The organism is Tenacibaculum profundi, from assembly GCF_052050075.1.
In the GTDB taxonomy this organism is placed as follows: domain Bacteria; phylum Bacteroidota; class Bacteroidia; order Flavobacteriales; family Flavobacteriaceae; genus Polaribacter.
The window spans coordinates 1,865,001-1,878,162 of the sequence record NZ_CP197225.1; the positions used below are offsets into that span (position 1 = coordinate 1,865,001).

The following is a 13,162-nucleotide window of genomic DNA, read 5'->3' on the forward strand; positions in this document are numbered from 1 at the left end:
CGATTACTAGCGATTCCAGCTTCACGGAGTCGAGTTGCAGACTCCGATCCGAACTGTGATATGGTTTATAGATTCGCTCCTATTCGCATAGTGGCTGCTCATTGTCCATACCATTGTAGCACGTGTGTGGCCCAGGACGTAAGGGCCGTGATGATTTGACGTCATCCCCACCTTCCTCACGGTTTGCACCGGCAGTCTCGCTAGAGTCCTCAGCTTTACCTGCTAGCAACTAACGATAGGGGTTGCGCTCGTTATAGGACTTAACCTGACACCTCACGGCACGAGCTGACGACAACCATGCAGCACCTTGTGAAATGTCCGAAGAAAAAGCTATCTCTAGCCCTGTCATTCCACATTTAAGCCCTGGTAAGGTTCCTCGCGTATCATCGAATTAAACCACATGCTCCACCGCTTGTGCGGGCCCCCGTCAATTCCTTTGAGTTTCAATCTTGCGATCGTACTCCCCAGGTGGGACACTTATCACTTTCGCTTAGTCACTGAATCTAAATCCAACAACTAGTGTCCATCGTTTACGGCGTGGACTACCAGGGTATCTAATCCTGTTCGCTCCCCACGCTTTCGTCCATGAGCGTCAGTATATACGTAGTAGACTGCCTTCGCAATCGGTATTCTGTGTAATATCTATGCATTTCACCGCTACACTACACATTCTATCTACTTCCGTATAACTCAAGTCAACCAGTATCAAAGGCAGTTCTACAGTTAAGCTGTAGGATTTCACCTCTGACTTAATTGACCGCCTGCGGACCCTTTAAACCCAATGATTCCGGATAACGCTTGCACCCTCCGTATTACCGCGGCTGCTGGCACGGAGTTAGCCGGTGCTTATTCTTACGGTACCGTCAAGGTCGTACACGTACGACTGTTTCTTCCCGTATAAAAGCAGTTTACAACCCATAGGGCAGTCTTCCTGCACGCGGCATGGCTGGTTCAGGCTTGCGCCCATTGACCAATATTCCTCACTGCTGCCTCCCGTAGGAGTCTGGTCCGTGTCTCAGTACCAGTGTGGGGGATAATCCTCTCAGACCCCCTACCTATCGTTGCCATGGTAAGCCGTTACCTCACCATCTAGCTAATAGGACGCATAGTCATCTTGTACCAATAAATCTTTAATATACAACCGATGCCAATCATATATATTATGGAGTATTAATCTTCATTTCTAAAGGCTATCCTCCTGTACAAGGTAGATTCTATACGCGTTACGCACCCGTGCGCCGGTCGTCAGCAAGTAGCAAGCTACTCCTGTTACCCCTCGACTTGCATGTGTTAAGCCTGCCGCTAGCGTTCATCCTGAGCCAGGATCAAACTCTTCATTGTATAATCTTTAATATTATTTAATGTCAAGTCTTCAAAAGAATTTTCAAGTGGTAAACCCTAAAGCTTACCGTGGTAATTCTACTCTAATTACGCTGTCAATTTCAATATTTTCAATGAACTTGTTAACCCAAAATAATTAATATAATCTCAATCAATATCTCAAATTAAACTCTTGTAGAAATGCTAGAATCGAACTAACTGATAAACTAATTATCATTCCAAAATTTCTGTGATCGTATCGCTCTCCGTAAGCGGATGCAAAACTAAAAACTTTTTTAAAAATAACAAACATTTTTGAAAGTTTTTTTAGTTTTTTTTTCAGAACAGCCGAAGTCAAATTAAAACCTCAAACAAACTAAAAAAAAGCAGACAATTACTAATTATCTTACCCCCTTTATAACTCTAAAACAACACGCTAAATCAATGAACTTGCTAACTCTTTTACTATGCGTTTTCACGTTAGCGGTTGCAAACATACAACCATTTTTTATTCTAACAAGACTTTTTTTAACCTTTTTTAAACCAAACAAAAAAACAGCTTAATACCAATTACTTATATTTTAAATAATACGTAAACTTTATTGAAAGCTACTGAATATGAATTAAAATTTAAAATCAAAAATTAAAAATTAAAAAAAGCATAAGCTTTATTCTTCAAACAATATAACAAAATACTTAATTAGCTATGCTAACTTAAAAAAATCAATTAATTATTAATCAAATAACTATCAAGAGCCCTTTATTTTATTAATCAGGTCCATATTTTAATTTTTATACTCTATTATATCTTGATCACTATCATTCCTCCTATTAGTCTGTCCACCAGAGTCCGATTTAATCGTAACTTTTAAGGGGACTTTTCCTGAAGAATTAGTTGGTGAATTAAACACAGCTTTAACACCAATTCTAGACAATCCTCCACCTAAAAAAACTCCCCCATTAGCAATATATTCAAACTTATGAAGATCAGAATCAAAGCTATAAGACCAATCTGAGTTATCTACGGCTACCCCGTTTATATCAAGTAAATCTGGATCGAATGTAAAAGCAAAACTTTGACTATGGGGCACCCTAACTTCAACAGAAAAATTTCTTCTAGAATTTTTCCCATTACTCTCAGCAACAGCGATAAAAAAATCAATATTTCCTTTTTCACCAAATACTATTGTTTTTCCTGAAAATAAAGTAGGGAAGTAATCCGGCGGAGAAAACCCATTAACTTTAATTTCCACGCTTCCCTGATCACAAGCTCCTTCAGAATCACAAACATCATAAACGAAAGAATCTGTACCTGAAAACCCATTAGGAGGTAAATAAATTAAATCTCCTGAAGAACTTAAGATAGCTATTCCTCCTTGTGAAGTATTAACTCTCTTAGGAACAACTGACTGAGCATGCCCTTCATTATCAATATCATTTAATAAGACATTGATATTAGCCCCTTCTAATTTTTTTTCAAAATCAGTAGTAAAGAAATCATCTACAGCTATTGTTCTATTTGTATCCAAACTAGTAAAAGCAAATTTCATACGATCTCCTCTAGGCGCCCTAGGTCCTCTGAAATGAGGAACTGTTAATGTAAAACTAGAAACGGCACCATTTATTCTCAATGATCCTGAAGCAGCATAATTCCAATCATCAGCCGATGGTATATCTGTAGATAAAGGAACACCCGTTACAACGTTTCCTGCGCTCGAATCATAAACACCATTACCATTATTTAGAATAAAGTCTGAAGTTCCAGATATTTTTTGCCAAGACAATCCATTATTTAAAGTTAATAGTGATGAATATGAAGTACTCCTAAAAAAAGGATAAAATAAAATTTTATGTTGAATACCTCCAACATGGTCAACATGTATTACAGGATTCTTAACATTTATGAATTGATTTGTAATTGGATCTCTAAATTCAAACGTTATTGAATTATTCCAATTAAATGTTGTGCTCAAACCCGTCATTCCAGCTACACTAGAAGGAGACCAAAAATTTCTTCCATTGATATTCATCGCTTTTCGCTCAAAACCTGGGCTTGTGGTTTTTACAATAATTTTTACACCATCGACAATAGCAACTGCATTCCTGCCACTAATGCTCCAATTTTGCGCTGTTCCCTCAAATATTAACGAACACAATAAAATTAATAAGAATCCTATTTTCCATTTTTTTTTACCAATCCCCCACATTTTGAATATTATTTATTTTAACTAAAATTATTTCTGTACGCCTATATATTACTGAAATATAAAGTTGATTTTAAAAAAACTTGTTATCACAAATTTTTTTGGGGGAAGTTCAAAACAAATACGCGTTTTTATTTATCAAGCGTCAAAAATACAAAAATATACTATATATCAACAACTTAAATAGAATTCCTTTGAAATATATCAATAAAGGTTCTTCTAATTTTTAGTCCGTTTAACAACTGTAAAAAAAAACTCAGTTCCTTTACCTTTATCACTCTCTAACCAAACCCTGCCTCCATTTGTTTCTATTATCTTTTTAACTAACGCCAATCCTATTCCAATAGAATCAATATGTGGTTTCAATTCTAATTTTTGAAATAACTGAAAAATCTTTTGGTGGTATTTTTTATCTATCCCAGGGCCATTATCAGATACTGAGAATATATAATTTTCAGAATTTTCCTTTACATTTATATAAATAACTGATTTTTCTTTATCGTTGTGCTTAATCGCATTTTGAATAAGATTTTGAAAAACCTGTAATAATTGAGATTCATTAAAATAAACATCAGGTAATTTGTTTTTAACTTCAATAATACATCTATCTGAACTATTAACAAGAATTATCCTCTTTATAAGGTCTTCTAAAACTACTTTTTTTATTTCTTTCTCTCTTTCCATCTGCAAAGAATAATTTAGAATGCCGTTAATCAACATATCCATCTGCTCAGCCTGTTCTCTAATAATAAATAAATTCTTATGCATTTCAGAATCTTCTTTCACAAAATTTTCCTCCAATAGTTCTTTTGAGGTTACCCATTCTGCCATTGTATAAATATTTCGAAGAGGTCTTTTCAGGTCATGAGATACCACATAAGCAAACTCTTCCAAGTCTTTATTTCGTCGAAATAATTCTCCGGCTCTTTTTTCTAAATCATTTGTACGTACTTTTATTTTAGATTCTAACTGTAAATTAATTTCCTCGAGCCCTCTCCTATACTGCATAGCACCATTTAAAATTATAAATGAGAAAATAAAAATTGTAGTAATTGATATTAAAATTGCTCCTTCTGTAACGATATTAACATTATTACTTATTACTTGATAAGTCATGTGAAATAGTTGCATGGTGCTAAACAAAATTATTAACCATCTATTATTGAGCATCAATATACCTCCAAATGTTGCTATATATGCTCCTAATAAATAGTCTATTGAGAAATTATTAATAGCCATCATATAAATCAGATAGTGTTCAAAAAAAAACATCGGAATGAACACTAAAAGTCCGTAATAGTTTAACACTATCTTGCTTTTAATTAGGGGCAAAAGCCCTAAGAACAAAAATAATATTGAAAAAAATTCTCTTGCAAAAGGAATATATATTAGAGTTGGATTTAGATAATGTATTAACAGGGAATAAAAAAAAATACCTGGACTGATTAAACACAGTACCTTACTACTGTTTTTTATTTCAAAAGACTCTAACCTTCCAACTTCTCTTATAAAATCCCATTTTGACATATAGCGAAATCATGTTGCCACAAATTAAGTAATTAAGTATAAAATTATTCGCTAACTATCCATCAATTGAAGATAATGTATCGATAGGTTGTATCAAAAAAGCGCTCTTATTTAAAAAACTCCGAAAATTTTTAATTGACGGAGTTTATAAGTTAATTAGTAAAACTAAAAAGTTGCTGAAGAGGCTGGAATACTTCGGTTTATCTTTCGCATAAGTCCCTGTAAAACTTTACCAGGTCCTACTTCGACAAACTCAGAACCTCCATCTGCAATCATATTTTGAATTGATTGTGTCCATTTAACAGGAGCAGTTAATTGAGAAATAAGATTTTCTTTTATTTTTTTTGGAGTAATTACGGCCTCTGCTACCACATTTTGATATATGGGGCATATTGGTTCTTTAAAGTCTGTTTCTTCAATTGCTTTTGCCAGCTCCTCTCTTGCTGGTTCCATTATCGGAGAATGAAAAGCTCCACCAACAGGTAAAATCATAGCTCTTCTAGCTCCTTGTCCTTTTAAAACTTCACAAGCCTTTTCAACTGCCTCTATTTCTCCTGAAATCACCAACTGACCTGGACAATTATAATTAGCTGCTACTACAACTCCCTCAGTTTGATCACAAATTTTCTCTACCAAAGTATCCTCAACACCTAAAACTGCAGCCATTGTCGATGGCTGTATTTCACAAGCTTTTTGCATTGCTTTGGCTCTCTTTGAAACTAAGCTTAACCCGTCTTGAAAAGATAAAACTTTGTTTGCTACCAATGCTGATAATTCACCTAAAGAATGCCCAGCAACCATCTCTGGATTAAAATCATCTCCTAGCACTTTTGCTGATATTACAGAATGTAAAAATACTGCTGGCTGTGTTACTTTAGTTTGCTTTAATTCCTCTGGACTACCTTCAAACATTACGTCTGTGATACTAAAACCTAGTATATCATTTGCTTTCTCAAATAACTCTTGAGCTATTGGAAATTTTTCGTAAAGATCTAATCCCATTCCAGTGAACTGTGCACCTTGACCAGGAAATATATATGCTTTCATCTGTTTATTATTATTTTTTAACTTAAGCAGAGACACCTTTGTTAATACAAAGAGGTATTATGTTTAAAGCATTAATAAAAACCATTTAATAAATAGGTTTTATTTACTTTTACTTGCTCGTGCAAACATACAATTTTTAAAATTACTATTTTATCAAACATGACTACACAACAAAAATTACAAGCAAATTTAATTTACTTGATTTTAACCTCTTTATTTGTAGCATCTCTAATAACGTCTAATTTAATTTTTCAAAAATTCTTTTATTGGTACCCTTTTGATATTACAATTTTTGACACGAGGCTTTTTGAGATATCAGTTGGCCTTTTACCCTATCCAATAACATTTTTAATTACGGATATTATTTCGGAAATTTATGGAAAAACTAAAGCAAACCAAATGGTTGTTGCAGGGGTTTTTGCTTCCATTTTTTCTTTAGCTATTATTTATGTTTCTCAACATGCCCCATCAACACAATGGTCTAAGGTAAATGATGCTACTTTTACACATGTGTTTGGTGCTGCCCCAATAGCTGTTTTCGCATCTATGCTAGCTTATTTAGCTGCTCAATTTATTGATATTCGTATTTATCATTTTTGGAAATCTTATACCAAAGGAAAACATTTATGGCTACGAAATAACTTTTCAACCTTTTCTTCACAGCTCATAGATACACTAACTGTTCTAGTTCTATTATGTTCGTTCAATATTATTGAATGGAATAAATTTTTAGGGTTATTTGTTAGTGGTGTTCTATTTAAGGTTATCATTGCAATTCTTGATACACCACTACTATATATTACCGTATACTTATTTAGAAAGAAATTTAATTTAAAACCTGGCGAAGAAATTCCTAATTTTGACAACTAATATAATTCAAAATGGTCAGTAAATTTTTTTATCATTTTTTCAAAGATAAACTTCTTGTTCCTCATGAGGCTTCAATATACCTAAACTTAATTACTAATTTAGTAGTCATAGGTATCTTTGGATATATCTTGTTTAAGCTTCTCAGGTTTTTTGGAAAGAAGTTTCTTGGTAAGATAGCATACAAAACAAAAACTTCATTTGACGACTTACTAATTAAAAATAAAGTATTTCGTAACATATCTAGGATAATAATATTATCAATGTTTAATTCCTCTTTGCATATTTTATTGGAAGACCTCCCTTTTTTATACAGATACTTTGAAAAAGTTGTTTCTATTGCAATTATTCTATTTACCGTTTGGCTAATTAGAAGTATTTTACTGTCGATAAAAGACTTTTTGAGAGAATTTTCGTCTTTCAAAGACAAACCACTTGAGAGCTATGTACAAATTTTTATGGTTATCTTATGGATGATAGCTATAGTAATTGCTTTCTCTGTGCTTACAGACAAATCTCTTTACAGATTTTTAACAGCACTAGGAACTTTTTCTGCCATTCTTCTTTTAATCTTTAAAGACACAATATTAGGCTTTGTTGCTAGTATTCAAATAACAATCAATGACACTGTACGATTAAATGACTGGATTACCATGGAAAAGTACTCTGCTGATGGTAGTGTTATTGAAATTAACTTAGCTTCGGTTATCGTTAAAAACTTCGATAATACTGTAACAAGTATTCCTACTTATTCATTAATTTCAGATTCATTTAAAAATTGGAGAGCAATGAATAATTCAAAAGGTAGAAGAATTAAACGCTCTGTATTAATTAAAGTAAATTCAATCAAGTTTGTAGAGGATTTAAGCTCTTTTAACAAAATCGAATTACTAAAACCTTATATAGCCAACTCTTTAAAAGAAATTAATAGATATAATACAGAAAAAAAAATTGACAAATCACTATTAATAAATGGTCGTAATTTAACTAATTTGGGGTTATTCAGAAAATACTTAGACGAATACTTAAAGCAACATCCCAAAATAAATCAAGAACTTCTCTTTATGACTCGTCAATTAGAATCAACCCCTAATGGGATGCCATTGGAAGTATATGCTTTTAGCAAAGATAAAACTTGGATAAATTATGAAAGAATTACGGCTGACATATTTGATCATATTTTTGCAAGTATTTCTTACTTCGATTTAGAAGCGTTTGAATTACCTACGGGCAATGATTTAAATCATCTAAACAAATAGAATATTTTGGTATCTATTTTTCTACAATTGCATACTCTTTATTCATTTTTAACTCACTCAACACATTTAATGCTTCATTCATGTATATATCTTTTTTAAGGCTTTTATGCCATGCAAAACGCTTATCTTTTAATACTGTGTCTTTTTTAAATAATTCATTCTCATATTTTGGAGAACTAAAAGTCAAATTCGAATCAAATTTAAAAACCTCTTTAAATCTTTTTCCTTCATTTTCTTTTTTATGTCTTTTGCTCTTAAAATCATTGTAATTCAAAGAAAGTATATTATCTTCTTGATTTCTTTTGAGCCATTTTGCGTATTCACTGATTTTCTTAAATTTTTTATCATTAAATATTCTTTGTTGAGAATTATTAACAACCTCCTCCCAATTACTATACGAATTTTTCTTCTTATAATTGGCTTGAACTACCTTGTCCCAAGGTAAAGCTCCTTTTAAGTCACGTTCTCCAAACTCCATATAACTATACCTTGAAGGCAATGCTATATCAGAATAAACTCCTTCTTTTTGAGTTGACCCTCCACTGATTCTATAAAACTTTTGAATGGTCATTTTAAGAGAACCCAAATCACTTGGGTATTGTTCATAAAAACGGTTGATTGGTAATATGTTTTGAACAGTTCCTTTACCATAGGTCTGTTTTCCTCCTATAACAATCCCTCTTTTGTAGTCTTGCATAGCAGCCGCAAATATTTCCGATGCAGATGCAGAAAACTCATTAACCATAACTACTAGGGGGCCAGACCACTGAATTTGTTCATCAACATCGTTCTTCACGGTTGGAGCTTCTCCTCTATACTTAACTTGAACAATTGGCCCTTTATCGATGAACAACCCTCCTATTTCTATTGCCATTTGTAAGGATCCTCCTCCGTTATCTCTAAGATCAATTATCAGCCCTTCAACACCTTCTTTCTTTAATCTTTCTATTTCTTTCTCCATGTCTTTCGCAGCATCCCTCCTTCCTGGGTCATTGAAATCAATATAAAATTTCGGTAAATTAACTATTCCATATGTTTTTTCATTTTTTTCAACAATACTTGACTTAACAAAAGTTTCTTCAAGCTCGACGACATCTCTAATAATTGAAATCACTTGAAGAGATCCATCAATTTTTTTCACCGTAAGTCTAACTTCTGTGCCCTTTTTACCTTTTATAAACTTAATAGCATCATCTAACCGCATTCCAACAATATCAAGAGGTTCGTTTTTTCCTTGAGCTACTTTTAGTATAATATCCCCTGACTCTAATTCTCCCTGCTTCCATGCGGGCCCACCAGAAATTAGCTCAACAACATGTGTGTACATTCCCTTTTTTTGGAGTCTAGCTCCAATGCCCTCTAACCTTCCAGACATATCTTGATCAAACCTACTCTTAACTCTTGGTGACATGTAAGTAGTGTGCGGATCAAATCCACTAACGATACTATTCAAAAAAGAGGAATACCAATCAGAATTCTCCAACTCATCAATTCGGTTGTATAATTCATTCATGTTTTCTAGAACTTTCGCTCTTGCTACTTTTTCTAGTTCAGCAAAACTTTTCTTTTTAAAAATACTATCTTTTTTGGCTTTTTCATCTTGATCACTTTCTGATTGCTCTACTCTACTAATTACTGATAACTTTAATTGCTTTCTCCAAATATCACGTAACTCTAAATCGTTTTTAGCAAAAGGTATTTTCTCATAATCTATGTTTATTTCCTCATCACTATTGTAATCAAAAGAATCTTTCAATAATAATTTATACAAAGATTTAGCTTTGTCAATTTTTTCTAGAAATCGATTATAGACAAGCTTATAAAAATCAATATTTGTGTTTTTTATTTGATCATCAATTAAATACTTGTATTTTGAAAATTCTAGAATATCTTTTTGAGTAAAGTATCGCTTACTTGGATCAAGATTATTAATAAACTCATTATAAACATGTTCTGAAAAATCATCATCTAATTTTTTTTGAACATAATGATACCTACTTAAAATGTTTTTTAAGACATAAACAATTATTTTATCTTTTTCTGAATCACTATATTGTTTCCCTATCTTATTTGCACTTACAATATTTGAATAAAAAAATGCTGAAATAAGAAATGAAATAAAAAATTTCGTTTTCATAAACTCTCCTATCGTTTTGTATTAAATGATATTATATACCTTGGCTAAGCTACTAAAATAATGCCACTTTTACTAACTTAGAGCCTTTATTATAATAATTAGCTAACTCTCTTTTTATTTTCATACTCTACTAAATATCAATAAGATCCTTTATTTAAAATAAGACTTACTCAATTTTAAAAATATTGTTCTAAAAAAAAATAGAGGAATTTTATTACCCATTTTTCAATATAAACCAATCATTATTCATCGGAATAAATAGAGAATACAAAGGAATACTTCCCAAAAATTTTGTTTCTATATTTTTCTCAATGTTTAGCATAAAAACACACCAATAATACACAATCATTGTAAGATTAACTCTTTAATAAATGTTAAAAACTATAAATATCATTTCTTTAGAAAACTTTTCAAGTATACTCTCGTTGTTATTATAAATTGACACTTTTTTACTAATAAAATTCTTCGCCTAAGTAACTTTTCAAATGAACAATTTTAATTGAGTCCAATAAAAAAATTCATGTACTTTTGTTTTAAACTTGATTTAGTATGAAAAAAAGACCTTTAATTTTAGTTACCAATGACGATGGTATCACAGCTCCTGGTATAAGAATGTTAATAGAAATAATGAATAAAATAGGAGATGTTGTTGTTGTAGCCCCTGATAGTCCTCAAAGTGGTATGGGTCATGCAATTACCGTAAACAACGTTCTTCACTGTAATCCAATAACAATTGACGAAGGTCCACAAATTGAATATAGCTGTTCGGGAACTCCTGCCGACTGCGTTAAAATGGCAAAGAATGAGATACTAAATAGAATTCCTGATCTTTGTGTTTCAGGGATCAATCATGGATCAAACTCTTCAATTAACGTAATTTATTCAGGTACAATGAGTGCTGCTGTTGAAGCTGGAATTGAGGGAATACCTGCAATTGGTTTTTCTTTACTAGATTTTGATTGGCATGCTAACTTCAGGGCTGCTAAAAAATTTATAGAACAAATTACGCTTAATGTAATTCTAAATGGCTTACCCGATGGAGTTGTTCTTAATGTTAATATTCCTAAGCTGAAAGAAGAAGAAATTAAAGGAATACGTGTTTGTAGACAGGCAAATGGATATTGGAAGGAAAACTTTGACAAAAGAAAAAGTCCATACGGAAAGGAGTATTATTGGTTGACGGGTGAATTTATAAATAAAGATAAAGGACAAGATACTGATATTTGGGCTCTAGAAAACGGCTATATATCCGTAGTTCCTGTACAATTTGATATGACTGCTCATCACGCAATTCAAAAGTTAAACACATGGGATTTATAAGAAAAGAGGTTTGTATTGGGGTTTTAATTTCGCTACTTGCTACTATTTGTAGTTTTTTTATTTACTTACAATACATCACTGAAAGTGATTTAATGTCTACATATCATAAAGTCAAAGAAGGCGGTGTTATAAGTACTGTAATCACCTTAGCTGCCATTCCTAATTTATTTGTCTTCTTTGTATTTTTAAAAAAGAAACAAGATTATAGAGCAAGAGGTGTTTTAGTAGGCACTATTTGTATTGCATTGCTTACATTCGTTTTAAAAATCATTTAGTAGTTTAAAATAATACCAAATAAGTGAGATACTATATAATTGCAGGAGAGGCCTCAGGAGATCTTCATGGAGCAAACCTTATGAAATCATTATTCAAGTTTGATACTGACGCTGAGATACGCTTTTGGGGAGGAGATCTAATGAAAAAAACAGGAGGTGATCTTGTTGTTCATTACAAGGAGAGAGCTTTTATGGGATTTGCAGAGGTTTTCACGAATCTAAGAAAAATATTAAATTTTATATCATTCTGTAAAAAAGACATTCGTAAGTTCAATCCAAACATAATTATTTTTATAGATAATTCAGGGTTTAACTTAAGGATTGCGAAATGGGCTAAAAAAAATGAGTTTAAAACAAACTATTATATTTCTCCACAGGTTTGGGCTAGTAGGGCTGGCAGAATAAAAACCATTAAACGAGATATTGATAAAATGTTTGTCATCCTTCCCTTTGAAAAATCTTTTTACAAAAAATACAACTATGATGTAGAATTTGTTGGTCATCCTCTAATTGATGGAATTGACAATAGAAAGTTAGTGAATGAATCCGAATTTAGAAAAGAATATGACTTGGGGGAAAAACCAATTATTGCATTACTTCCAGGAAGCAGAAAACAAGAAATTACAAAAATGCTATCCGTTATGTTATCTCTAATAAATGACTTCAGCGATTATAAATTTGTTATCGCTGGAGCTCCTAGTCAGTCATTCGAATTTTACAGAGCATTTATAAATGAAAGTGACGCTTCTTTTATATCAAATAAAACGTATGATTTATTAAGTATTTCTTATGCTGCTTTAGTAACCTCTGGAACTGCTACTTTAGAGGCTGCATTATTTAAAGTACCGCAGGTCGTGTGCTACAAGGCTAGCAACCTATCGTATCAAATAGCAAAACGAATTATTACTTTAGAATACATCTCTTTAGTAAATTTAGTTATGGAAAAAAAAGTTGTTTCAGAATTAATTCAAGATGAGTTTACATATAAAAACTTAAAACAAGAACTTAAGCTAATTTTAGATCGAAAACATAGAGAGAAACTATTTCTTGATTACTTTGATCTAGAACAACGTTTGGGAGGAGCAGGGGCTTCAGATAAAACGGCTAAACTGATTATTTCAGGTGCAACAAAATGACCTATTGCAAAAACTTAATAGCCTTCTCATTAGAATAATTTAAATTACTAAGTAATTTCTTGAAAAACTG

Annotated in this window: 9 protein-coding genes and 1 rRNA gene (1 of these 10 running past the window's edge); 5 read left to right on the forward strand and 5 right to left on the reverse strand. The window is 32.1% G+C overall.

From position 1 onward, the window contains the following. The 4 genes from ACSIGE_RS07610 to fabD form a co-directional block, all read right to left on the reverse strand. Positions 1-1,341: ribosomal RNA gene (locus tag ACSIGE_RS07610) — 16S ribosomal RNA — on the reverse strand (it extends 181 nt beyond the left edge of the window). Positions 1,342-2,105: 764 nt separating this feature from the next. After that, positions 2,106-3,527 carry an Ig-like domain-containing protein gene (locus ACSIGE_RS07615; protein WP_440882148.1) on the reverse strand — a complete coding sequence of 474 codons (1,422 nt, stop codon included), beginning with the start codon at positions 3,525-3,527 and terminating at the stop codon, positions 2,106-2,108. A 216-nt stretch (positions 3,528-3,743) separates the two neighbouring features. Continuing rightward, positions 3,744-4,796, reverse strand: a complete 1,053-nt coding sequence (locus ACSIGE_RS07620; RefSeq protein ID WP_440882149.1) for a sensor histidine kinase — start codon at positions 4,794-4,796, stop codon at positions 3,744-3,746. 420 nt (positions 4,797-5,216) lie between these two features. Continuing rightward, positions 5,217-6,098 carry an ACP S-malonyltransferase gene (gene fabD / locus ACSIGE_RS07625; protein WP_440882150.1) on the reverse strand — a complete coding sequence of 294 codons (882 nt, stop codon included), beginning with the start codon at positions 6,096-6,098 and terminating at the stop codon, positions 5,217-5,219. A gap of 159 nt (positions 6,099-6,257) precedes the next feature. Between fabD and ACSIGE_RS07630 the strand changes: the two genes are divergently transcribed. Together ACSIGE_RS07630 and ACSIGE_RS07635 are read left to right on the forward strand one after the other, a co-directional pair. Beyond that, on the forward strand, positions 6,258-6,968 hold the full coding sequence (locus tag ACSIGE_RS07630) for a queuosine precursor transporter (protein WP_440882151.1): 711 nt from the start codon (positions 6,258-6,260) through the stop codon (positions 6,966-6,968). 11 nt (positions 6,969-6,979) lie between these two features. After that, complete coding sequence (locus ACSIGE_RS07635) at positions 6,980-8,224, forward strand: mechanosensitive ion channel family protein (RefSeq protein WP_440882152.1); 1,245 nt, start codon at positions 6,980-6,982, stop codon at positions 8,222-8,224. Positions 8,225-8,237: 13 nt separating this feature from the next. Here the strand turns inward: ACSIGE_RS07635 and ACSIGE_RS07640 are convergent, their stop codons facing one another. Next, the gene (locus ACSIGE_RS07640; protein ID WP_440882153.1) at positions 8,238-10,361 is read right to left on the reverse strand and encodes a carboxy terminal-processing peptidase; all 2,124 of its coding nucleotides are present in this window, start codon (positions 10,359-10,361) and stop codon (positions 8,238-8,240) included. Positions 10,362-10,910: 549 nt separating this feature from the next. On the opposite strand from ACSIGE_RS07640, the gene surE reads away from it, so the two are divergent. From surE to lpxB, 3 genes are read left to right on the forward strand one after another with little or no spacing between them, the layout of a single operon-like run. Continuing rightward, entirely contained in the window at positions 10,911-11,681 is a 771-nt protein-coding gene (surE, locus tag ACSIGE_RS07645; protein ID WP_440882154.1) for a 5'/3'-nucleotidase SurE, read from the forward strand. After that, positions 11,669-11,956, forward strand: coding sequence for a hypothetical protein (locus ACSIGE_RS07650; RefSeq protein WP_440882155.1), 288 nt, complete (start codon positions 11,669-11,671; stop codon positions 11,954-11,956). Before surE ends, ACSIGE_RS07650 begins: the two co-directional genes overlap by 13 nt. Before the next feature lie 23 nt (positions 11,957-11,979). After that, a complete protein-coding gene (gene lpxB / locus ACSIGE_RS07655; RefSeq protein WP_440882156.1) occupies positions 11,980-13,092 on the forward strand; it encodes a lipid-A-disaccharide synthase in 1,113 nt (370 codons plus the stop codon). The last annotated feature ends 70 nt before the right edge of the window (positions 13,093-13,162 follow it).